At 73.1% G+C, this 22294-nt stretch carries 23 protein-coding genes; 10 read left to right on the top strand and 13 right to left on the bottom strand.

All coding sequences use genetic code 11. From position 1 onward, the window contains the following. The first annotated feature begins 33 nt into the window (after positions 1-33). Complete coding sequence (locus ABZW17_RS21165; protein ID WP_354816496.1) at positions 34-513, top strand: copper resistance CopC family protein; 480 nt, start codon at positions 34-36, stop codon at positions 511-513. Here ABZW17_RS21165 and ABZW17_RS21160 read toward each other — a convergent pair. After that, positions 510-1874, bottom strand: a complete 1365-nt coding sequence (locus tag ABZW17_RS21160; RefSeq protein ID WP_354816493.1) for an APC family permease — start codon at positions 1872-1874, stop codon at positions 510-512. The two genes, ABZW17_RS21165 and ABZW17_RS21160, sit on opposite strands and share 4 nt — an antisense overlap. 177 nt (positions 1875-2051) lie before the next feature. On the opposite strand from ABZW17_RS21160, the gene ABZW17_RS21155 reads away from it, so the two are divergent. The 5 genes from ABZW17_RS21155 to ABZW17_RS21135 all read left to right on the top strand — a co-directional run bounded on the left by ABZW17_RS21155 (position 2052) and on the right by ABZW17_RS21135 (position 6620). Beyond that, positions 2052-2552 carry an Lrp/AsnC family transcriptional regulator gene (locus ABZW17_RS21155; RefSeq protein ID WP_354816490.1) on the top strand — a complete coding sequence of 167 codons (501 nt, stop codon included), beginning with the start codon at positions 2052-2054 and terminating at the stop codon, positions 2550-2552. Positions 2553-2663: 111 nt separating this feature from the next. After that, positions 2664-4055: an aspartate aminotransferase family protein gene (locus tag ABZW17_RS21150; RefSeq protein ID WP_354816487.1), complete on the top strand. Its 1392-nt coding sequence runs from the start codon at positions 2664-2666 to the stop codon at positions 4053-4055. 292 nt (positions 4056-4347) lie between these two features. After that, positions 4348-5550, top strand: coding sequence for a cytochrome P450 (locus ABZW17_RS21145; RefSeq protein WP_354816484.1), 1203 nt, complete (start codon positions 4348-4350; stop codon positions 5548-5550). Positions 5551-5581: 31 nt separating this feature from the next. Next, positions 5582-5971, top strand: a complete 390-nt coding sequence (locus tag ABZW17_RS21140) for a hypothetical protein (protein ID WP_354816481.1) — start codon at positions 5582-5584, stop codon at positions 5969-5971. A 4-nt stretch (positions 5972-5975) separates the two neighbouring features. Further along, positions 5976-6620 carry a response regulator transcription factor gene (locus ABZW17_RS21135; protein WP_354816478.1) on the top strand — a complete coding sequence of 215 codons (645 nt, stop codon included), beginning with the start codon at positions 5976-5978 and terminating at the stop codon, positions 6618-6620. A gap of 30 nt (positions 6621-6650) precedes the next feature. On the opposite strand, the gene ABZW17_RS21130 is transcribed toward ABZW17_RS21135, so the two are convergent. The 5 genes from ABZW17_RS21130 to ABZW17_RS21110 all read right to left on the bottom strand — a co-directional run bounded on the left by ABZW17_RS21130 (position 6651) and on the right by ABZW17_RS21110 (position 13013). Continuing rightward, a complete protein-coding gene (locus ABZW17_RS21130; RefSeq protein WP_354816475.1) occupies positions 6651-7808 on the bottom strand; it encodes a S8 family serine peptidase in 1158 nt (385 codons plus the stop codon). Between the two features lie 14 nt (positions 7809-7822). Beyond that, positions 7823-9955, bottom strand: coding sequence for a hypothetical protein (locus tag ABZW17_RS21125; protein ID WP_354816472.1), 2133 nt, complete (start codon positions 9953-9955; stop codon positions 7823-7825). A gap of 112 nt (positions 9956-10067) precedes the next feature. Continuing rightward, positions 10068-11426: a protein kinase gene (locus tag ABZW17_RS21120; RefSeq protein WP_354816469.1), complete on the bottom strand. Its 1359-nt coding sequence runs from the start codon at positions 11424-11426 to the stop codon at positions 10068-10070. A 97-nt stretch (positions 11427-11523) separates the two neighbouring features. Next, a complete protein-coding gene (locus ABZW17_RS21115; protein WP_354816466.1) occupies positions 11524-11985 on the bottom strand; it encodes an HNH endonuclease in 462 nt (153 codons plus the stop codon). An 89-nt stretch (positions 11986-12074) separates the two neighbouring features. Further along, positions 12075-13013 (bottom strand): ferulic acid esterase, encoded by a 939-nt coding sequence (locus ABZW17_RS21110; RefSeq protein WP_354816463.1) that lies wholly within the window; start codon positions 13011-13013, stop codon positions 12075-12077. 155 nt (positions 13014-13168) lie between these two features. On the opposite strand from ABZW17_RS21110, the gene htpG reads away from it, so the two are divergent. Then, on the top strand, positions 13169-15058 hold the full coding sequence (gene htpG / locus ABZW17_RS21105) for a molecular chaperone HtpG (RefSeq protein ID WP_354816460.1): 1890 nt from the start codon (positions 13169-13171) through the stop codon (positions 15056-15058). 55 nt (positions 15059-15113) lie between these two features. Here htpG and ABZW17_RS21100 read toward each other — a convergent pair whose 3' ends face one another. After that, complete coding sequence (locus tag ABZW17_RS21100; RefSeq protein WP_354816457.1) at positions 15114-16565, bottom strand: glycoside hydrolase family 76 protein; 1452 nt, start codon at positions 16563-16565, stop codon at positions 15114-15116. 131 nt (positions 16566-16696) lie between these two features. On the opposite strand from ABZW17_RS21100, the gene ABZW17_RS21095 reads away from it, so the two are divergent. Genes ABZW17_RS21095 through ABZW17_RS21085 form a run of 3 tightly spaced genes read left to right on the top strand, consistent with a single transcriptional unit; the run spans position 16697 to position 18176 of the window. Further along, a complete protein-coding gene (locus ABZW17_RS21095; RefSeq protein WP_354816454.1) occupies positions 16697-17035 on the top strand; it encodes a hypothetical protein in 339 nt (112 codons plus the stop codon). A 4-nt stretch (positions 17036-17039) separates the two neighbouring features. Then, positions 17040-17696 (top strand): phosphoribosyltransferase family protein, encoded by a 657-nt coding sequence (locus tag ABZW17_RS21090; protein WP_354816451.1) that lies wholly within the window; start codon positions 17040-17042, stop codon positions 17694-17696. 57 nt (positions 17697-17753) lie between these two features. Further along, positions 17754-18176, top strand: coding sequence for a DUF6292 family protein (locus ABZW17_RS21085; protein WP_354816448.1), 423 nt, complete (start codon positions 17754-17756; stop codon positions 18174-18176). 1 nt (position 18177) lies between these two features. On the opposite strand, the gene ABZW17_RS21080 is transcribed toward ABZW17_RS21085, so the two are convergent. The 6 genes from ABZW17_RS21080 to ABZW17_RS21055 all read right to left on the bottom strand — a co-directional run bounded on the left by ABZW17_RS21080 (position 18178) and on the right by ABZW17_RS21055 (position 22236). Further along, positions 18178-18402 carry a VOC family protein gene (locus tag ABZW17_RS21080; protein ID WP_354816445.1) on the bottom strand — a complete coding sequence of 75 codons (225 nt, stop codon included), beginning with the start codon at positions 18400-18402 and terminating at the stop codon, positions 18178-18180. Next, positions 18399-18818, bottom strand: coding sequence for a hypothetical protein (locus ABZW17_RS21075; protein WP_354816442.1), 420 nt, complete (start codon positions 18816-18818; stop codon positions 18399-18401). Before ABZW17_RS21075 ends, ABZW17_RS21080 begins: the two co-directional genes overlap by 4 nt. Then, a complete protein-coding gene (locus ABZW17_RS21070) occupies positions 18815-18982 on the bottom strand; it encodes a hypothetical protein (RefSeq protein ID WP_354816439.1) in 168 nt (55 codons plus the stop codon). Before ABZW17_RS21070 ends, ABZW17_RS21075 begins: the two co-directional genes overlap by 4 nt. A 32-nt stretch (positions 18983-19014) precedes the next feature. Beyond that, complete coding sequence (locus tag ABZW17_RS21065; protein WP_354816436.1) at positions 19015-19479, bottom strand: DUF4383 domain-containing protein; 465 nt, start codon at positions 19477-19479, stop codon at positions 19015-19017. 232 nt (positions 19480-19711) lie between these two features. Further along, positions 19712-20761: a glycosyltransferase family 9 protein gene (locus ABZW17_RS21060; RefSeq protein WP_354816433.1), complete on the bottom strand. Its 1050-nt coding sequence runs from the start codon at positions 20759-20761 to the stop codon at positions 19712-19714. Next, positions 20758-22236 (bottom strand): HAD-IIIA family hydrolase, encoded by a 1479-nt coding sequence (locus tag ABZW17_RS21055; protein ID WP_354816430.1) that lies wholly within the window; start codon positions 22234-22236, stop codon positions 20758-20760. Before ABZW17_RS21055 ends, ABZW17_RS21060 begins: the two co-directional genes overlap by 4 nt. Positions 22237-22294 lie beyond the last annotated feature (58 nt).

The raw sequence follows: 22294 nt of genomic DNA, 5'->3' as shown, positions 1-22294 counted from the left end.
AGACTGCACGGGCGGATAGGGCAGGATGTCCGGATGATCCCCCGTCGTGCCCCGGGCGCCGTTCTCGCCGCTCTGCTCGGGCTGCTCGTGCTCGCCGGGCCCGCGCCGGCCCACACCGAGCTCCAGTCCAGCTCGCCGGCCGAAGGCGCTTCGCTCGCGACCGCGCCGACGCAGGTCCAGCTGACCTTCGGCGAGCCGGTGACGCTGCCGCCGGACTCGGTCAAGATCACCGGCCGCGACGGCACCGCCTGGCGGATCGGTGCCCCGGCCGTCGACGGCGGGGTCGTGACGGTCCCGGTGACGCCGTCCGGCGGCGCCCAGGCCTACACCCTGACCTGGCAGGTCGTCGCGAAGGACGGCGACAACGTCACCGGCACCGTGCACTTCACCGTCACGGGAGCCACCACGCTCGACTCCGTCGGCGTCCCCACCTGGATCTGGGCGCTGGTCGCGATCGCCGGCCTGCTCGCGGTGATCGTCGTCGGCGTGCGGCAGCTGCGGAGCCGCCGCTAGTCCTGCGGGACCGTGACGACCCAGCGCCCGGGACGGCGGCGCAGGTAGCCCCACCAGTACAGCGCCGAAACCACCAGCACACCGGCGGTGATCCCGAGGTCCAGCGCGCTCTGTTCGACCAGGACGTAAGCCAGCGCCGCGACGGCGAGCACCGGCACGAGCGGCCACGCCGGCATCCGCCACACGTCCGCCCCGCGGTGCGCCGCCCGGCGCGCCCGGAGCGTGGCGGCCGCGACGCTGAGGTAGAGCGCGACGACGGCGACCCCGGTGACGCCGCTGAGCGTGTCGACCGGCACGAAGCAGAGGACGGCCTCGGACAGGCCGGTCACCAGTGTCGCCACCCACGGCGAGCCGAACCGCTTGCCCACCACGCTCATCGCGCGGTTCACCGGCGCCGGCCACGCCTGGTCGCGGGCGGAGGCGAAGAGCACCCGCGAGTTCTGGATGACCATGACGATCACCGCGTTGACGATCGCGGCCGCGATGCAGAGGCTGATCGCCACCCCGACGGCGCTGGTGCTCCAGCCGGTGACCAGGGCGGAGAGGTCGACCCCGGCGAGGGCGGCGGTGTCCGGCACGGCCAGGGTGACGGCCACGACCGGCACGAGGATGACCACGGCGCTGATGCCGAGCGTCCAGAACACCGTGCGGGCGACGGTCCGGCGCGGCTCGCGCATCTCCTCGGCGAGGTAGACGGCGGTGCTGAAGCCCTGCACCACGAACAGCGCGACGGCGAGCCCGGCGACCACGGCGATCAGCCCGATCCCGCTCGTGCCGAGGCTCGGCTTCAGCAGCACGGCCGGGCTCTGCGTGGTGTGCGTGAAGCCGAGCAGGGACACGACGAAGATCGCGACGATCTCGATGACCAGGAAGATCCCGGTGATCCAGGCGTTGGACCGCAGGTTCAGCAGGCCCATCACGGTCGAGGCGAGCATGACCAGCGCGCCCGCGACCGACGGGCTGATGTCGGTGACGACGGCGAGGTAGTCCGCGACGCCGATGGCGATGATCGGCGGCACCACGAGGATGACGACGAACGACAGCATGAACGTCAGCCAGCCGGTGAACCGGTTCGCCACCGTCGTCACCATGGCGTATTCGCCGCCGGCGCTCGGCACCAGCGTGCCGAGTTCGGAGTAGCAGAAGGCGATCCCGACGCAGAGCAGCACCGCGAGCGCGATGGCGAGCGCGGTGCCGGTGCCGAGGTCGGCGAACAGCGGCGGGACGAGAACGAACAGCGACGACGCCGGCGTCACGCAGCTGAGCGTCAGGAGCGTGCCGCCGCCGACGCCGATGGACCGGGTGAGCGTGCGGGGCTGCGCGGCGGCGGCCACGTCGGGCGGGGCGGGAGTGCGGGGCATGGGCGTTCCCTCCGGCCGGGTGCAGGGTGCAGGGTGCGACGGATGGAACAGCACCGATTCGGCCTTGTCAACGGGCCTGAGACGACTAAATCCGTTGTCACCGCGGGCTCGGACGTTCGGATTTAGTTACTTACCGTTACGGCGTGCCGCGGTTGCCTGGCGTCGCCCGCGTCGGGGATGATCCCGGGCGTGAGCAGCCAGGACACCACCGGCCGACCCGCCCCGCCGGTGCTCGACGACATTTCGCGGCAGATCATCGCGCAGCTGCAGGAGGACGGCCGGCGCGCGTACGCGACCATCGGCAAGGCGGTCGGCCTGTCCGAAGCGGCGGTCCGGCAGCGGGTGCAGCGGCTGTCGGACTCCGGGGTCATCCAGATCGTCGCCGTCTCGGATCCGTTGCAGGTCGGGCTGTTCCGGCAGGCGATGATCGCGATCACCGTCGACGGCCCGCTGGAACCGGTCGGCGACGCACTGGCCGAAATGGACGAAATCGCCTACGTGATCCTCTGCGCCGGGCGCTACGACCTGCTGTGCGAGGCCGTCTGCGCCGACGACGAGGCGCTGCTGCAGCTGATCTCGACGCGGATCCGCGCGCTGCCGGGCGTCCGGCACGCGGAGGTGATGGTCTACCTCAAGCTGCGGAAGCAGACCTACCAGTGGGGCACGCGCGGAACGTGACGACTAAATCCGAAGGTTATGGCCGGTAGTTGACCATGAATCAGTCGTGCAAGTTCGTCTGTACGACTGAATCGCTTGCGCTTTACGGCTGGCGCGTGCGATAACCGAGGCATGACCACTACCGCCGACCGCGCCTCCGCCGACGCCTCGAGCCTCGCCCAGGCGGCCCGCAGCAACCTCTGGATGCACTTCACCCGCCATTCGGCCTACGACGACGCCGACGTCCCGGTGATCGTGCGCGGCGAAGGCCCGTACATCTGGGACGCCCGCGGGAAGCGCTACCTGGACGGGCTCGCCGGGCTGTTCGCGGTCCAGGTCGGCCACGGCCGCGAGGAGCTCGCGGAGGCCGCCGCGCGGCAGACGAAGCAGCTCGCGTACTTCCCGCTGTGGGGCCACGCGCACCCGACGGCGATCGAGCTGGCTTCGCGGCTCGCCGCGGCGGCTCCGGGCGACCTGAACCGCGTGTTCTTCACCGTGAGCGGCGGCGAATCCGTCGAGACGGCGTGGAAACTGGCGAAGCAGTACTTCAAGCTGACCGGGAAACCGGGCAAGCACAAGGTGATCAGCCGCGCGCTGGCCTACCACGGGACGTCGCAGGGGGCGCTGTCGATCACCGGCATCCCGGGCGCGAAGGCGGACTTCGAGCCGCTGGTGCCGAGCACGCTGCGCGTCCCGAACACGAACTTCTACCGCGCCCCCGAGCACGCCGACGACTACGAGGCGTACGGCCGCTGGGCCGCGGACCGGATCGAGCAGGCGATCGAGTTCGAGGGCGCGGACACCGTCGCGGCGGTGTTCCTCGAGCCGGTGCAGAACACCGGCGGCTGTTTCGTGCCGCCGCCGGGGTACTTCGCGCGGGTGCGGGAGATCTGCGACCGGCACGACGTGCTGCTGGTGTCCGACGAGGTGATCTGCGCGTTCGGCCGGCTCGGCCACGACTTCGCGGCGAAGCGCTACGGCTACCAGCCGGACATCATCACGACGGCGAAGGGCCTGACGTCGGGGTACGCACCGCTGGGCGCGGTGCTGGCCTCGGAGCGCCTGATGGAACCGTTCACCCACGGCGAAACGACGTTCATGCACGGCTCGACCTACGGGGGGCACCCGGTGTCGTGCGCGGTGGCGCTGGCGAACCTCGACCTGATGGAGCGCGAGGACCTGTACGGGCACGTCCTGCGCCGCGAGACGGCGTTCCGGTCCACTTTGGACAAACTGCTCGACCTGCCGATCGTCGGGGACGTGCGGGGCGCGGGGTTCTTCTACGGCATCGAGCTGGTGAAGGACAAGGCGACCAAGGAGACGTTCACGGCGGCGGAGTCGGAGCGGGTGCTGCGGGGGTTCCTGTCGGAGGCGCTGTTCGAGGCCGGGTTGTACTGCCGGGCCGACGACCGGGCCGAGCCGGTCGTGCAGCTGTCGCCGCCGTTGGTCTGTGACCAGCGGGAGTTCGACGAGATGGAGCAGATCCTGCGGGACACGCTGACGCGGGCCTGGAAACTGCTGTAGATCGGGGAACTGCGGCCGGTTGCGCGGCGGCTCGGTGGTCGCTGCCGTGCGTGGTAGCCGCTTGGCCTCCGGCCCCCGGTATCCACGCTACCGGAGGGCACCGACAGTTCCGCACCGACAGTTCCGCACCACCCGGGCCGCCCCGCTGGCCCGATCGGGCGGGGAATCCGCGTTCCCCGCCCGGTCAGCGGGTTCCCGAGTACCGTGGACGCCGGGGGACCGGGGGGAAACGGCCGGTGACCGGCCCGCCCGTGTTCGCGCCGGCCGTGCCGCGCCTCCGGGAGGGGACCCGATGACCGCCGCCGCTCCGCGTCTTCCGTTCGACCGGCCGAACGTCCTGGAAATCGCTCCGCTCTTCGAGGTCCTCCGGCGGCAGGGGCCGGTCGTCGCGGTCACCACGCCGGCCGGGGATCCCGCCTGGCTCGTCACCGGGTTCGACCAGGTGCGCGCCGTCTTCACCGATCCGCGGTTCGGGCGGTCGCACCCCGCGCCGGAAGAGGCGTCGCTGCTTTCCGACGCCGCCTTCCTCAGCCGGCCGCAGGGGAACCACGACACCGAGCACGCCGAACACGCCTTCCTGCGGCGGCTGCTCGTACCCGCCTTCTCCGCCAACCGGATCCGGCGGCTCGCCGGGCACGTGCAGGAGCTCGCCGACGGCTGCTTCGACGCCATGGACCGCGCCCGGCGCGAGCACGGCGTGGTCGACCTGCACGAACACCTCTCCTTCCCGCTGCCCGTGCTCGTCATCTGCGAACTGCTCGGCGTCCCGTACGACGACCGCGAGACCTTCCGGGTGCTCTCGGACCGGATCGGCCGGATGGACATCGGCGCCGCCTCGGACGAGGCGCTCGAGGAGTTCGCCGGCTACATGGGCCGGCTCGCCGACCGGAAGCGGCGCGAGCCCGGGCAGGACGTCGTCTCGGACCTGGTGCGCGCGCAGGCCGACGATCCCACCTTCGGGGACGACGACCTCGCGCGGCTCGCCGCCGGCCTGCTGTTCGCCGGCCACGAGACCACCTCGAACCGGATCGACCTGGGCGTCCTCTACCTGCTCACCGACCTCGCCCGGCGGGACGAGCTGGCCGCCGACCCCGAAGGCCGCGTGCACGGCGTCGTCGAGGAGATCCTGCGGCTGTCCGCGCCGAGCGGGCTCGGGGTGCTGCGGTACGCCCACGACGACGTCGAGCTCGGCGGGGTGACGATCGCGCGCGGCGACGCGGTCATCCTGTCGATCGCCGCGGCCAACCGGGACGCCACCGTGTTCCCCGACCCGGCGGCGTTCGACCCCGGCCGCAAGCCGAATGCGCACGTCTCGTTCGCCTACGGGGGCTGGTTCTGCATCGGGGCGAGCCTGGCCCGCACCGAACTGCGGGTCGTGTTCGGCTCGCTGTTCCGGCGGTTTCCGGGGCTGCGCCTGGCCGTCGGCGTCGATGAACTCCAGGTCCGGGCCAACCGTGTCACCGGGGGAGTGGACCGCGTGCCGGTCCTCTGGTAGACCAACGGCGGCCGCCTCTGGAGGAAACGACGTGACCCTGTGGGACAAGCTCAAGATGGACGACAAGCTCATCAAGGTGCTGCAGGAGATCCCGCCGGGCCCGGACGCCGGGGAGTTCGGGCGCGCCTACGTCACCATCCACCAGCTGGCCGTCGAACTGGACCAGCGGTTCCCCGAAGTCCGCGCGCAGCTGGACGTGCCGCTGGGCGGCGGTGCGACCCGGCACGCGGGCCTCGTCGAGCTGCTCGGCAAGGAGCTGGTCGACAAGATCCGGCGCTACGGCGACGTCTACCCGATCGAAGCCGCGCAGCTTTCGGCGGTGCGCTTCCGCGAGCTGCGGCTGCGCGGCCCGGGCGGCCGTGACCTGGTCGGCGCGTCGAAGACCGACCTGCCGCTGATCCGCCTGCGGGCCAAGGACTGACCGGGTGCCCGCACCGCCGGTCCGGGTCCTGGTGGCCGAGCGCGATCCGGTGGTGCGCGCCCGCCTGAGCGGGCTCCTCGACGCGGCGGACGGCCTCGAAGTCGTCGGCGCGGTCCCCGACGCGACGGCGGCCCGCGTCACCCTCCGGCGCCGCCTGCCGGACGTGCTGCTGCTGGACCTGCGCCTGACCTGGCCGGACGCGCTGCCGCGGCGGCCGGCGGTGGTGGGGCTGGCCACCTTCGACTCGGACGCGGCCATCCTGCGCGCGCTGCGCGACGGCGCCTCGGGGTTCCTGCTGCGTTCGGCCCGCCGCAACGACCTGATCAAGGTGGTCCGCCTGGCCGCCGACGGTCACCTGGTGCTCTCCCCGGACGCCTCCCGCCGCCTGCTTTCGGCGGCCACGCGCCTGTCCGGGCCTCGCGACGACCGGCTCGCGCAGGTGGACCGGCTGTCGGCCCGCGAGACCGATGTCCTCGCCGGGGTGGGTGCGGCGCTGACGAACGCCGAGATCGCGGACCGGCTGGGGCTGCCGGAGCCGGTCGTGCGCGACTGCGTGGCGCGGGTGGTGCGGAAACTGGGCTGCGCGCACCGGACCGGCGCCGGGCTGCTGGCGTACGAGCGCGGGCTCTGCCGCCCCGGCCTGACTTGAGGTGCCCGGCGGGCCGGGCACCTCAAGCCGTCAGAAGCCGCTCAGGCCGGCCGGCACCCCCACCCCCGTCGGCGCGTCGTAGCCCGGGGCGGCCACGCACAGGTAGTCGCCGCCGCACTTCTTGCCGGCGCCGGAGGGATCGTTGTTGCCCGCGGTGATGTCCACGAACTTCGCCGCGTTGGCGTACACGTCGGCCGGCTGGGCCTCGCCCGCCCGGCCCGAACGGCCGTACAGGCCCGCCACGAACGGCGCCGAGGCGCTCGTGCCGCTCACCGGCAGCCAGCCGCCCACGTCCGCGTTGTACACCGCCAAACCGTCCGCGACCGCCGCCACGTCGGCGACCGTCCGCTTGCCGCAGTGGGTGTCCCGCTGCCACTTCGGCTTGGCGATGTAGGCCGAGCAGCCGCTGCCGCCGTACTGCCACGCCGATTCCGCCCAGCCGCGCGGCGCGTCCGGGTCACGGGCCAGCGACGTCCCGCCGACCGCGACCGTCGAGGCCAGCACCGCCGGGTAGCTCGCCGCCGTGAAGCCGGCGTCGCCCGAGGAGGCCACCACCGTCACGCCCGGGTGCCGGTAGTGGCTCGCGTACGCCAGCGGGGCGCCGCTTTCCCGGGCACCGTAGCTGTTCGACACGACCTTCGCCCCCAGCCGCACCGCGGTGTCCTCGGTCTCCGCGAGGTCGGCGAAGCCCGGGGAATTGCCCTCCACGACGACGATCCGGCAGGACGGGCAGGCCGCCGACACCATCGAGACGTCCAAAGTGGACTCGATGGCCCAGCCGAAGCTCGCCGCCGGCAGTGGCGCCGCCGCGCCCTGCTGGTTCACCTTGCGGAAGCAGCCGTTCGCCGTCGTGCACGGCGGCAGGCCGTACTGCGTCCGGTAGGTGGCCAGGTCGGCCTCCAGGTTCGGCGCGTCGAAGGCGATCGAGATGCCGACGACGGTGTCCGGGCCGGCCTGGTCCGGCAGACCGTACGCCGAGGCCAGGTCGGCGGCGCCCCAGCCCACCGGCCCGTCGGCGAGCGCGCGGACCGCGCGCGGGGTGTAGGTGCTGAGGCACCGAGCCTGGCCCGCGCCCGGCTCGGGGCAGGCCGGGCGCGACACCGGCGCCGCGGCCACGGCCACGGCCGGGGTGACCAGGCCGGCCGTCGCCACCACGGCGGCCAGGGCCGCCAGCCATCTTCTGTTCACAGTGGACACTCCCTTCAGGACAGGTAGACGTGGTAGGCAGCCGTGACACTCTCGGTGATCGTCGCCCCGGCGGCGTCGGACGCGGTGACCCGCAACGAGACGTCCGTGCCCCGGAACGCCTCCGTGGTCGCCGGGAAGGCCGCGTGGAAGACGCCGTCGCCGCGCGCGGTGACGGTCGCGTCCAGCCAGGTCGTGCCGTCGGTCGAGTACTGCACGGTCGCGCCGGTGACGGCCGACGGGGTGCTCTGCTGCAGGTGCCCGACCGTGAGGTCCAGGCTCTGCGGGCCGCTCGGGGTGGACCCGTCCGGCCGCAGCCCGCCGACGGCGTACTGCAGCGTCAGCAGCGGCTCGACCGCACAGGCGCGGTCCGGGCCGTCGTCGCCGCGGGCGCAGTACAACGCGGGCGGCAGCCGGCCGCCTTCGACGTGCTGCGACTTCCACGTCCACTCGGTGTGGCTCGCGGTGCTCTGGTGGTACATCGGCCCGGTGCGCCCGGCGTCGACGGTGAGCCCGAGCGTCGCGGGCCCCGGGCCGGCCTCCTGCTGGAAGGCGGCTTCGAAGCCGCCGCCCGTCGGCGTGCCCTCGGTGAGGGTGGTGCCGTCCTGGGTGAGGCGGTAGTGCCCGGTGACGGTGTCCCGCGACTCGCCGTAGTAGCCGAACCCGGTGTGGCCCGGCTGGTTGTCGCTGAACGGCGTGATCGAGAACCGCAGCAGGTCACCGGCCCGCGTCGCGGCCGGCAGGGTGTAGACGGTGGGGTCGGCCTGCAGCGCCACCGCGCCCGCGGGGTGCAGCGGGAAGCGGTTCCAGCCTTCGGTCACCGACGAGCCGCCCCGGTAGCCGTGGAAGGCCTCGTACTGGCCGCCGGCCCAGCCGGGGAAGGGGCCGGGCAGCACGTACTTCGCGACACCGCCGAACCACACCAGGTCCGGCGCCGCCGAGACGTACTCGGTCTGCTTCCGCGGCAGGTCGATCGGGTGCGACGGCCGGCCGCCGCCGTCCTCGAAGGTGAACATGCCGCTGCGCTGCCGCAGGCCTGCGGAGCTGTATTCGCTGTAGTAGGTGGCGTCCACCGCGGCGACGTCCTTCGCCGTGATCACGTACCGCTGCTGCGGAATCGTGCCGGTGCTGGCCTTCTGCAGCACGTATTCGTACGGCGTGCCGGGCCCCGGCGGGGACACGAGCCTGCTGTACGGGTACGTCTGCAGCGCCCCGGTGCGGACCGGGACGGCGGTCGGCGACACCGCAATCGGCACGCCCGGCCCGGCGTCGAAGTCGACGACCAGCGCCGGGCCGGTCTTCGCGGCCCGGCGGAAGAGGAACCCGGTGTCGTCGAGCAGCGCCGGCCGCGGGGTCACCCAGGCCAGCTTGCTCGACGCGCGTTTCGCGTCGACGCGGACGGCCGCGTCCGCCCGCACCGCGAACTCCGGCTGCGCGCTGAACCGCAGCTCGGTCGGGTTGCCGTCGGCGTCGGTCGTCCAGAACACGCCCAGCGCGCTGTAGTTGCCGTCCGGCACGCTGAACTTGGCCGTGCCACCGGAAAAGTAGTTGAAGTTCTCGTCGGCGGCGAGGGTGGTGCCGTCGTCGGTGTTGTAGAGGAACGCGATGCCGGTGTCGGCGGGTTTGCCCGCGATGTCGGTGGCGTCGACGGACACCGTCCGCATCACCGACCGCGACCCGACGGCCTGCCGCTGCGGCGCGCCGGCGAGCGCGTACCGCGTCCCGTTCGCGAAGAGCCCTTGCCCGCCGAAGCGCCCCCGTGCGTTGTCCTCTTTGAACTGTTTCGCCAGCGCGGCACCGAAGGTCGCGGTGCCGGCCGGGTTCTTCGCGCCCGCCAGCAGCGCCTTGACGTCGAACAGGCTCAGGTCGAGCCCGCGCCCGAGGTAGGGGAGCGCGGTGCCGGGGACCTCGTAGTCCCGGCCGCCGAGCCGCAGGTGCACCAGCGCCCGCGCCATGCCCTTGGCCGCGGCCGGCTGGATTTCGAACGTGTCCCGGCCGTCCGCGGCGGTCCGGACGGTGACCCGGTCGCCGGTGATCAGGGTGGCGGTCCCCGGGGCCGGCCCGGCGGCGAGCGCGGCCGGCGGGGCGAGCCCGGCCAGGCCGGCCGAACCGGCGAGCAGCACCGCGAAAACCGTGAGACTTCTTCGCACTGGCACCTCCGTGTGGTGGTTGATCACCACTTCCGACGGGCCGGCGGTCCGAACCGTTGAGGCCGGTCCGCGATCTCCCGCGAATTGCCCTGATCGGACCAGCGACGGAGAGTCAGAGCGTCCGGCAGGTGACGGCCGGGCGGGCGTCGCCGCTTCCGTTCTGCGTCAGGGCGATCAGCCCGAACGTCGTCGTCCCGTCCGCGTCGAGCTTCGCGTTCCAGGCGGCGTTGTCGACCGTCACCGTGGACCCGTCGACCGTGAAGGTCCCGTTCCACAGGCCCGTGATGCGGTGGCCGGCGGGCAGCGTCCAGCGGACGCGCCAGCCCGACAGGCCGGCTTCGCGGTCGTTGCGGACCGTCACCAGCACCTGGTAGCCGCCGGGCCAGGAGTTCGTCACCTCGTACCGCGCCGCGCAGCCCAGGTCGGCCGGGGTCGTGGGGGCGGGCACCGGCGGCGTCGAGGACGGGGCGGCCGACGGCACCGGCGCGGCCACGGGCGTGCCGTCCGGGACGATCACCGTGCCGATCACCACGCCAAGCGCCAGCAGCACTGCGCCCGCGACGCCCGCCAGGACCAGCCGGCGCCGGGGACGGCGGACGCGCAGCAGCCGCGTTCCGGCGCGCGGCCGCGGGCGCGGCGGGGGCAGCGGACGGCCGCCGGTGACCGCTTCGAACAGCTCCTGGACCTCCGCCATCGCCGGGCGCGCTTCGGGATCGCGCTGCAACATCCGGGTGAGGACCTCGGCGAGCGGGCCGCCGTGGCGCGGCGGGGCGACGTCCTCCTTCGCGATGCGCAGGAGCAGCGTGATCGCGTTGTCGTCGTTGCCGAAGGGCGGCGTGCCTTCCAGGGCCCGGTAGAGCGTGGCGCCCAGGGAAAAGACGTCCGCCGGGAACCCGGCTTCGTGGCCGCCGGCGACTTCGGGCGCCAGGTAGGCCGGTGTGCCCGCGATGAAGCCGCCGCCGGTCACCGTGCCTTCGCCGGTCGCCCGCGAGATGCCGAAGTCGGCGATCTTGGCGACGCCGGACTCCCCGAGCAGGACGTTGGCGGGGGTGACGTCGCGGTGCACGACACCCTCCGCGTGCGCGGCGGCGAGCGCCGACGCCACCTGCAGGCCGATGCGCGCCAGCTCCTCGGCCGGCAGCGTCTCCCGGTCGAGCAGCAGCTCCGCCAGGCTGCGCGACGGCAGGTACTCCATGACCAGGTAGGGCCCGCCGGGCGCCTCGACGACGTCGTGCACCGTGATCGCGTGCGGGTGCCGCAGCCGCGCGGTCAGCCGGGCTTCGCGCAGCGCGCGCTGGGCCGCCTGCGCACCGGCGGCCGGCCCGATGGCCGCGTCGTAGTCCAGCTGCTTGACCGCGACGACCCGGTCGAGGCGCTCGTCGCGGGCGCGCCAGACGACGCCCATCGACCCCTGGCCGATCTTCGCCGCCAGCCGGTAGCGCCCGGCGACCAGCTCTCCTGCGTCGGTCACGACGACCTCCCGGCTTCCCCCGGAACACACGGATGCGGGCGACGTTCGGTTCGAGCCTAACGGCCTGCCCGCCGGTGTGCCGACGGACAGGCCGCGCTCACGCGCCGGGCCGGTGCAGCTGGTCCCACGCCGGGACGTACGGGGTGAAGCGCAGCTTCATCCCCGCCTCCGCCGGCAGCTTGTCCGCCTTGCGGGCGTTGCAGCTGCGGGCGGTGCCGCCGCAGGCGGCGACCGTGTTGAGCCAGTCGGTCCGGGCGCCGCCGCGGCTCAGCGGCGTCACGTGGTCGATGGTCGTCGCCTTCGCGCCGCAGTACGCGCAGCGGTGGCCGTCCCGGGTCAGCACGCCGCGCCGGGACCAGCGCGGCGGCTGCGTATATCGCCACTTCATGACGACGTAACGCAGTAACCGCACGATCTTCGGGCGCGGGAACAGCCCGTAGGCGAGGCCCTCCTCGGCCTCGTGGATCTCGGCGACGTGCCGCACGAGCATGCGGATCGCGTGCGGCACCGAAACGGTCTGCAGCGGCTCGTAGCCGGCGTTCAGGACGAGCACCTTCACAGCGCACTCCTCTGCGACGATGGGGAGACGGGGGTCTCCCGCGGGGGAAATCATCGTCGCCGAGCGGCTTGACCTGCGTCAATCGTGTTTCACCGCAGGGGATGCGCGCGGAAGAACCGCCAGATGACCGGCGTCGCGTCGATCACCGCCGGCGTCGCGGAGTCGTTGTTGGGCCGGGTGCTGGGCCAGACGTGCCCGGCGCCTTCGACGCGGTAGTGCTCGAGGGCGCCCCGGCGGTCGCAGCCGAGCCACTTCTCGGCGACCACCCCGGCGACCGGCGTCCACGACACCGGTGCCGCCCGGCAACCGTCCCTTTCGGACCATCCGGCGAGCCAGTCCGGGATCGCGGGCAGGCCCTTCGCCGGGTTGCCGGTGTACGGGATGGTCGTGTCGGCCGTGCCGTGGAAGTCGAGGACCGGCACCGGGCGGCGGGGCGTGCAGGCGCCGCCCTGCGGGTAGAACGCGCCCGAAACCGGGGCGAACGCGGCGATCCGGCCGCCGAGGCGGCAGGCCAGCACGCCGACGAACCCGCCGCCGTTGGACTTGCCGGCGGCGTAGATCCGGCCGGCGTCGACGCACAGCGTGCGCTGCAGGGCATTCAGCAGGTCGCTGGTGAACAGGACGTCGTCCGCCGCGGCCGAATACGGCGCCCCGGTCCACGCGGACTCGCCGTCGGTGCCGATCAGGCCCTGCGGGTAGACGGCGATCGCGTCCAGTGCCGAGAACCCCGACAGCTCCTCCTGGTACTGGGACGTCCGCTTGTGCCCGTGGAACGACAGCAGCAGCGGGTACGGCCGGTGCGGGTCGTAGCGCGCGGGCAGGTGGACGGTGTACTCGCGGTCGAGGCCGCCCGAGGTGACGTGCCGGGTGGTCGTCACCCCGGCCGGGAAGCCCGCGGGACGCCCGCAGCCGGTGGTGCGGACGGGGTGGTCGGCGACGCCCGCCGCGGCGGCGGGCGCGGCGAAGGCGGTGGTCAGGGCACAGGCCGCGGCGAACGTGGCCGCCCAGCGGGGCAAGCGTCCGGGCACTCGATCCTCCTTGATCGGCAGCGGGGCGTGGCCAGCATCACACCGGGAGCGCGGCGGTCCGAGATTGCGTTCATAAAGTGCGCGGTCGGAACGGTCGGACCCGCTCGGTAGGATCGACCCAACGACGGCCACCGGACACGCGGAAGGGAATGGAAGTGACTGCCCCGATCGAGACGCTGGAGTTCCAGTCGGAAGCGCGTCAGCTGCTCCAGCTGATGATCCATTCGATCTATTCGAACAAGGACACGTTCCTGCGGGAGCTGGTGTCCAACGCCTCCGACGCCCTCGACAAGCTGCGGCTGGAGTCGTACCGCGACAAGGACCTCGAGGCGGACACGGCCGACCTGCACATCGCGCTCGAGACCGACGCCGAAGCGCGGACCCTGACGGTCCGGGACAACGGCATCGGCATGACCCGCGAGGAGGTCGTCGCCCTGATCGGGACGATCGCCAAGTCCGGCACCGCCGACTTCCTGACCAAGCTGAAGGAGGCGAAGGACGCGGCGGCCTCGCAGGACCTGATCGGGCAGTTCGGCGTCGGGTTCTACGCGAGCTTCATGGTCGCGGACAAGGTCACCCTCGTGACGCGCCGCGCGGGCACGGCCGAAGGCGTGCGCTGGGAGTCGAGCGGCGAAGGCACGTACACGATCCAGCCGGTCGAAGACGCGCCCCAGGGCACCGCGGTCACGCTGCACCTCAAGCCCGAGGACACCGAGGACCACCTCTACGACTACACGTCCGCGGCGAAGATCCGCGAGATCGTCAAGAAGTACTCCGACTTCATCACCTGGCCCATCCGGATGGCGGGCGAGGGCGAGGAGGCCGAGACGGTCAACTCGATGAAGGCGCTGTGGGCGCGCTCGTCGAGCGAGGTCACCGAGGACGAGTACCACGAGTTCTACAAGCACGTCAGCCACGACTGGCAGGACCCCCTCGAGACGATCCGGCTGCAGGCCGAGGGGACGTTCGAGTACCAGGCGCTGCTGTTCCTGCCCTCGCACGCGCCGATGGACCTGTTCCTGCGCGAGCGCAAGCGGGGCGTGCAGCTCTACGTCAAGCGCGTCTTCATCATGGACGACTGCGAATCGCTGGTCCCCGAATACCTGCGGTTCGTCAAGGGCGTGGTCGACGCGCAGGACCTCTCGCTCAACGTGTCGCGGGAGATCCTCCAGCAGGACAGGCAGATCCAGCTGATCCGCCGCCGCCTGGTGAAGAAGGTCCTGTCGACGGTCAAGACGATGATGACCGCCGACGCCGAGAAGTACGCGACGTTCTGGCGCGAGTTCGGCCGCGCGGTCAAGGAGGGCCTGCTCGACGACTTCGAGAACCGCGAAGCCATCCTCGAGATCTCCTCGTTCGCGACGACGCACGACAGCGAGAAGCCGACGTCGCTGCGGGACTACGTCTCGCGGATGAAGGACGGCCAGGAACACATCTACTTCATGACCGGCGAGTCGCGCTCGGCGATCGAGAACTCGCCGCACATGGAGGCGTTCCGCGCCAAGGGCTTCGAGGTGCTGGTGCTGACCGACCCGATCGACGAGATGTGGGTCGACTCGGTGCCGGGCTTCGACGGCAAGCAGTTCCAGTCGATCGCGAAGGGCCAGGTCGACCTCGAATCGGAAGAGGACAAGAAGGCCACCGAGGTCGCCCGTGAACAGCAGAACAAGGACTTCGAAGGCCTGCTGACCTGGATGGGCACAGCCCTGGGCGAGACGGTCAAGGAGGTGCGCCTGTCGTCGCGGCTGACGACGTCGCCCGCCTGCATCGTCGGCGACACCCACGACCTGACCCCGACGCTGGAGAAGATGTACCGGGCGATGGGGCAGGAGCTGCCGCCGATCAAGCGCATCCTGGAGCTCAACCCGGAACACGCGCTGGTGACGGGCCTGCGCGAGGCCCACACCGCCCGCCCGGACGACGAAGGCCTGGCCGAGACGGCCGAGCTGTTGTACGGCATGGCGTTGCTGGCCGAGGGCGGCGAACTCGCCGACCCGTCCCGGTTCATCAAGCTCCTGGCCGGCCGCCTGGAGAAAACGCTCTGACGCTCGTGAGTGGTAAGGCGCGTTCTAACGCGCCTTACCACTCACGAGGGGCCGGTCACGGGGCTGCGTTCATCAGGTCCAGGGCGCTCTGCTGGCGGGCCGCGTCGGCCTGGTCGAACGGGCCGGCCCACAGCAGGCCGTAGGCGTCCGCGCTGGTGCGGTCGGTGGCGTACGCCGAGTTCGCCTGGCGCTGCAGGTAGGCCGTGTACGGGCGGTCCGGGAGGGCCGCGTTCAGCACGGCCAGGTCGCGGGCGTACACGCCCTTGAACGTCGGGCCGTCCGCACCGCCGCCGCCCGCCGCCTCGCCCGGGTCGCGGAGGATGCCGCCCGGGTTGAGGGCCCCGTTCGCCGTCGACGCGTTCGCCATCGCGCGGGCCTTCGTCAGCAGGGCCGCGTCGCCGGTCGCGCGGTGCAGCTCCGCCAGCGCCGCCAGCGGCACGCCCTGGTTGTACGACCAGACCGCCTGCCCGTTGTTCGCGCAGGTCGACGTGGTCAGCCCGTCGTTGACCAGGTTCGAGCCGTTGATCATGCCGCTGCCCGAGAACCAGCTCCACCCGGCCCGGGCCCGCGCCAGGTACGCCGTGTCACCCGGGATGCGGTTGTGCAGGGCCGCGTTCAGCTGGACGTACAGCGAGTTCGGGATCGCGTTCTTGTAGGTGCGGCTCGTGCTCCACCAGACCCCGCCGCCGCAGACGCCGTCCCAGTAGGCGTACATGTGGTCGGCGTCGGCGCGGGCGGTGGTCAGGTACCGGCTGTCGCCGGTGAGGTCGTACGCGTCCACCCACGCCAGGCCCCACCACCCGGTGTCGTCCAGGTAGTCGTTGCGGAAACTGCCGCCCTGCGCCGAAAGGTTCTTCGTGTACGTCGTGTCGATCGCGTAGCGGTAGCTGCCCATGCCGCTGATCCGGACGTTGTCGATGAGCGCGGTCAGCGCGTTGGCCGAATTCCACCACCCGGTCGTGTCGAAGAGGCCGGTGCCGAGGTTGTAGCGCTCCATCAGCGCCGTGGCGGCCGCGGTACGGCGGTCCCAGGCGTTCCACGTCGGGCGCGCCCAGCCGGTGCAGGCGATGCTCCCCGAACCCGCGGGCTGCCCGCACGCGCGCAGCAGGCCGACGCCCCGGTTCGCCCAGTCGTCGGCGTTGTACATCAGGGTCCGCCAGCCGGTCGCGCCCGCCGGGGTGGCGGTGTCGCCGAGCTTGCTGCCCGACGCCCACGTGCGCCCGGCGTCGAACGAGCGGTCCAGCCAGACGTGGTCGCCGGCCGCCCCGCCGGTGATCGCCGCCCAGCCCATGGCGTCACCGTCGTCGAGGTGCAGGGAAATCCGCCGGCCGCCGACGCCGGCCGAGGCGCCTTCGCGGTCGCCGGGCGACGACGCGGGATCCCGCGCGTCGCAGTACTTGTTGCAGATCGTCGCGAGCGGTGCGGCCGACGGCGTGGGTGTCGGCGTGGGTGTCGGCGCCGGGGTGGCGGCCAGGACGAAGGTCAGCAGAGGAACGAGGATGTGCATCGGTCACCTTCCGCGCTGAAGGGCGATGCTCCCCATTGTGATCGACTGATATTAGTGGTCCAGTCCTTTGCTGGGACAGGTTCCGGACAGATTTCCGTGTGGCGGCGCGGTCGGGCGGGTATTCCGGGCGCATGACGAATCTCGACGACACCACGACCGCGAAGCTCGACGAATTCGTGCTGGCCCGGCTCGCGGAGGACGAAGAGCGCGTCCGGGCGGGGGAGCTGCCGCTGATCGACGAGGCCGAACGGCGCGGACGGCTGCGGATCATGTACGCCGACGACGAGGACGGGCTGCTGCTGGCCGGCGGGCCGGTCGAGGCGATGGAGGACCGGCACCCGGTGCCGTTCGCCGAGAAGGCCGAGTTCCTGCGCCGGGAGATCCGCGACGTCCACGACGACGCCTCCGTCAAGCTGATCGCGTCCGTGTACGAGGCGCACCCCGACTGGCGCGACGAGTGGCGCCCGTGACCTGATGCCCGCGCGTCCGCGGATTTTCGCCGACCGGGCCGACGGCGGCCGCTGCCTCGCGGACGAGCTGTTCCGCACCTGGGTCGACCCGCTCGTGCTCGGGCTGGCCCGGGGCGGGGTGCCGGTGGCCGCGGTCGTCGCCCGGCGGCTCGGCGCCGGCCTGGACGTCGCGGTCGCGCGCAAGATCGGCGCCCCGCGCCGCCGCGAGTACGGCGTCGGTGCGGTGACCGCGGACGGCCCGGCGATCTACGACGAGGCCGCCCTGCACGCGCTCGAACTGACCGCCGCGCGAATGGTGCGGACCGAAGCCCGGGAGCGGGCGGAGGCGCGCCGCCGGCTCGCGCGTTACCGCATCGGCCGCCCGCCCGCCGTCCTCGCCGGCCGTGACGTCATCCTCGTCGACGACGGGCTGGCGACCGGCGTGACGGCGACGGCGGCGCTGCGTGACGTCCGGGCGGCCGGCCCGCGCACCCTGGTCTTCGCCACGCCGGTCGCGGCCCCGGGCGTGGCCGACCGGATCCGCGCCGAAGCCGACGACGTCGTCTGCGTGGCCGAGCCGCCGGGTTTTCGCGCGGTCGGCCAGTGGTACGCCGATTTCCGCCAGACGAGTGACGCCGACGTCCTGGCCCTGCTCACCGCCGCCCGGGGCACCCCGGATTGACCGGGTGGGTGACGGGGTATCACCCGTCAGGGGCACGACCGGAGAAGCGGGTGAGGGATGATCGAACGGGACGGGCTCGGCTCGGCGGCGCGCGGCCTGCGGCAGTACCTGCTGGCCGTGGCGGCCAAGCTGGACGCGCCCGCCTGGTTCTGCGAAGTGGACGTCCCGGCCGGCGCGTACGTCGCCTTGGAGCGGCGGCTCACCCGGTTCCCGGACCACGAGACGGCGCTGCTGTGGGACGAGCAGGACGGCTGGGCCGCAGCCGTCGAGTCGGCGACCGGCGACGAGGTGATCGTGCTGGCCTACCTCGGCCAGGACGTCCTGCCGTCACCGGAGGCCGTCGAAGCGTTCGTGAAGGACCTGTACCGCGAGGAGTACCCAGGACGGCCGGATCCACCGGACTTCCGCAGACCCGGCGCCACGGACGGCTTCGACGACCGCCTGGCCTCCTACGCCGGCGACCCCGTAGGCCACCCCTGACTCACCGCGGCGGCAGGTGCAGGCGGTTCTTGGCCACCTTTTCTTCCGGCACCGGCTGGAGGAGCAGCGCCGGACCCGCCTCGAAGTCGACTTGTCGGTACTCCGTGCCGTGGGAGTCGGTCCACGTGCGGGTCTTCCCGTTGCCGAGCGCCGCCGCCCAGAACCCGGCCAGCAGGTCCGGCTTGTGGCAGTCGACCGCCACCGCCAGCATGCGGGCCGCGGTCACGACGCCGCCACGATTTTGTTGATCGCTTCCGCCACGAGTTCCGGTTCGGAAACCGTCACGGTGAGCCCCGGGTGGCGGATGCGGCCCCACGGGTCGATCCCCGCGACGGGTTCCCGGAACCGCAGGCACACGCCGCCGCGGGTCGTCGTGCCGAACGTGAGGCCGCGGTCGGCGAGCGAAAGGCGGACGCCGAGGCTTCGGAAGGCGCTGTACGGGCCGGTCGCTTCCGCGCCGGTGAGGTTGTCCAGCGGCGTCTCGACGAGCCACGGCCCGAACCGGACCCGCAGGCCGCCGGTGTCGAGCTCCAGGCCGCTGCCCGGGCCCAGCAGGCGGTGCAGCCACGGGAACGGCACGGCGAAGTCCGCGTGGAGGCGGTGGTGCACGACCACTGTGCGCCGCTCCACGCCCGCGGTCATGCGCCGCCGCCCGGGGGTGGGACGTCGGTCTCGTCGTCGGCCGGGAGTTCGGGGTCGCGCCAGTCTTCGGCGTGGGCCGGGCCGTTGCCCTGCAGGACCCCGCGCAGCTCGGCCTTCTGCGCGTCGTCCTCCCGCGGTGAGTGCTGGTCGCTTTCGCGGTGCATGAGTACCTCCTTCACGCGGTGTTCCTCCCCGGCTACCCGGTGCCCGGCCGGCGAAACGAGCTAGCGCGCGGCGCCCGGTTGACGGACCGGGCGGCGACGATCCCGAGCACCAGCCCGGCGATCGCGGTCAGCCCGTGCAGCGCGTTGCCGGCCCAGTTCAGGTTGATCGGGTCTTCGGGGTTGACGACCGTGGTCGCCAGGATCCCGTAGGCGGTCATCCCGGTGAACCCGACGAACAGCACCCAGCAGTAGATGATCGCCCCGGTGCGCCGGGTCGCGGCGAGCAGGCCGAGCACGCCGACCGCCGCGTGGACCAGGTTGAGCACCGGCGTCACGCTGAAGATCCACACGGCCCGGCTCGGTTCGTGCCCGACCGCGGCGGTTTCCGGGGTCAGGAAGCCGGCGATCCCCAGCGCGAGGTAGAGCAGCCCGAGCACGGCGACGACCGGGCGCAGCCAGGCCGCCGCGGTCCGGGGGCGGGTCTCGGCGGACGTCATGGGTGCCTCCTTCTCCTCGGCCGCGCGGATACCCGCCGTAGCGGGCCGGAAACGGGGGAAGGGCCGGACGGCGGGCTGGGGGAGCCGCCGTCCGGCCCGTGGCCGGGACCCGCGCCGGTCCCTGCAGCCAGGACGCGGGCCCCTGGTCTCAGGGGAACGCCACACGGGCATCTCCCCGTCGGCTACCACCGCTCCCGGGGCCTAAACAAGAAGATCGGCGGCAGCGGCGCGCCTAGCGCGGCGAGCTCACGACGGCGTCCCCGGGTGCCACCGCGCCGGGCTGGGCGAGGGCCGTCACCGCGCGGCAGACGTCGGCGGGGTCGATCGTGTCGAGGCACGGGTGGCCGGGAACCGGGCAGACCCTCGCGCGGCTGGCGCGGCAGGGCGCCTGCTGGTCGCCGAGAACGATCGTGGGGACGCCGTAGGGTGCCCACCGCTCGGCCGGGACCACCGGGGCGAACAGCGACACCACCGGCGTGCCCGCCGCCGCCGCGAGGTGGGCGGGCCCCGTGTTGGGCGCCACCACGACCTGCGCGCCGGTCAGCACCGCCGCCAGTTCCGCCAGGGACGTCCGGCCGCCGAGGTTGACCGCGGCCGTGCCGGCGACCTCCTGCGTCAGCAGGCGTTCCGACGGCGAACCCGTCACGAGGACCCGGTGCCCGTCGGCGGCCAGGGCGCGCACGGTCTCGCGGCTCCACGACGGCGAAGGCTGGCGGGCGGGGACCGACGCCGCCGGGTGCACCACGACGTACCGGCCGCCGCCGGTGAGCTGGGCGGTGTCCGGCAGCGGCCGCCGCAGCGCCAGGGCGCCGTGGTCGTCCGGCCGCAGCGCGTACCCGGCCGCTTCGGCGAGCGACAGCATGCGGAGCGGCTCCGGCGGATCGCCGTCGACGCGGTGGCGCAGGTCGAGCAGGCTGCCCGGGTAGTCCTCGGAAATCGCGCCGATCCACGGCACCCCGGCCTGCCGCAGCAGCAGCGCGAGCGGCAGCGGTGACTGGTGGAACGACGTCAGGACCAGCGCCCGGTCGAACGACCGCGCCCGGATCGAGGCGACGAACGCGCCGGTGTCCTCGGCGGTCACCGGCGGCGGCTCGGGGTCGATCCACGGCGCCGTCCAGGTGAGCACGTCGCCGACCCCCGGCAGGAGTTCGCCGGCGGCCTGGCCGTGCGGTCCGGTCAGCAGGGTCACCTGCGCCCCGGACGCGGCGACCGCGCGGACGCAGGGCCCGGCGAGCAGGACGTCACCCAGGTTGTCCTGGCGGGCGACGAGCACCCGGGTCATCCGGCGACCCCGGCGACGCGCAGCGCCTCGGCCAGGTCGCCGGCGACGGCCGCGTGCTGCCGGGCGCGGGCGATCTCCGGCTCCAGCGTGCGGGCGGTCGGCACCAGCACCGCGCGGGCGCCCGCGGCGAGGGCGGCGTCGACGTCGGCGCCGGTGTCGCCGATGACCACACAGGACGCAGGATCGACGCCGAGCTCCCCGGCGGCCCGCAACACCATGCCCGGCGCGGGTTTGCGGCACGCGCAGCCGTCGCCGTCGTCGTGGACGCAGACCTGCCAGGTGCCGAACGGCCCGAAGAGCTCCTGGACGCGCGCGTTCACCGCGTCGAGCTGCTCCGGCGAGATCAGTCCTTTCGCGACACCGGACTGGTTGCTCACCACGCCGACCGGAATCCCGCGCTCCCGCAGGCCCCGCACGAGTTCGACGGCGCCGGGCACCGGGCGGACGCCGTCCGGGTCGTTCAGGTAGGGGACGTCGACGATGAGCGTGTCGTCCCGGTCGAACAGCACCGCGACCGGGGGCCGGGGCCGCCGGGCCGCGACTTCCCCGCGCAGCCGGTGGTAGCACGCGGCCGGCGGGATCAGGGCGCTGGTGACGACCATGCGCGCCACTTCGCGGGGCGTCCGCGGGCCCGGCAGGATCCGGCGGCCGGCGAACTCCGCCGTCAGCCCGGCCCAGACACCGGCCGCGAGCAGGGCCTTGCCGCGCTGGTTGAGCAGCGGCAGGGTGAGCGCGGCCAGACCGGCCACTGTGGACAGTGCGTGCAGCCCGAGCCGGCCGGGCCCGGCGCCGGTGCGCTGCCGCCAGAGCACGCCGTGCTTGGCCCGCATCAACGCGTTGTCGGCGTTGCCGCGCTGGGCTTTCAGGCTGTGGAAGAACCCGGCCCGCCGGGCCGGGTGGGTGGTCAGCCGCTCGCCCTGGTCGATCCGGTGGCCGGCTTCGGCGACGCGCAGCGCGAGGTCGGAGTCTTCGCGGAACGCGCGCGGGAACCGTTCGTCGAACCCGCCCGCCTCGGCGAGCGCGGCCCGGCGGTACGCCATGTCCGCGGTGATCCACCGCGCCCGCTCGAGGCCCGCGGTGCTGCGTTCGTCGTCGGCCGGCCGCCGGTCCGCGGGCAGCGGAACGGTGATGCGGCCCTGAGATGCGGCGACGTCCGAGGGCAGGCCGGCGAGGTCATCGGCGAGCTGGCGCGGCCAGTCGGCGGCGAGCACGACGTCGTCGTCGACGAAGGCGATCCACTCGCTCTTCGCCGTGCGCCAGCCGAGGTTCCGGGCCGCCGCCGGGCCGCGGCCGCCGGAGCGGAGCACGCGCACCCCGGCAGGGACGGCCAGTTCGGCGCCACCGGGGCGGTCGTCGACGACGAGGATTTCCGCCGGCCGCGGGCCGGATCCGCCGAGCAGCGTGTCGAGCAGTGGCCGAAGCGTCTCCCGGCCCGTCGTGGGGATCACCACGGTGTAGTCGAGCGAAGCAGTCACCCGGCGCGGATACCCCCGGCCGAGGTGATCAAACGGCGTGTCGAAGCCCCCGGACCCG

The sequence above is a fragment of the Amycolatopsis sp. NPDC004625 genome, assembly GCF_040609695.1.
Classification (GTDB): Bacteria; Actinomycetota; Actinomycetes; order Mycobacteriales; family Pseudonocardiaceae; genus Amycolatopsis.
The sequence above is the reverse complement of the archived record's forward strand: the minus strand, read 5'-3'. Positions and strand labels throughout refer to the sequence as shown.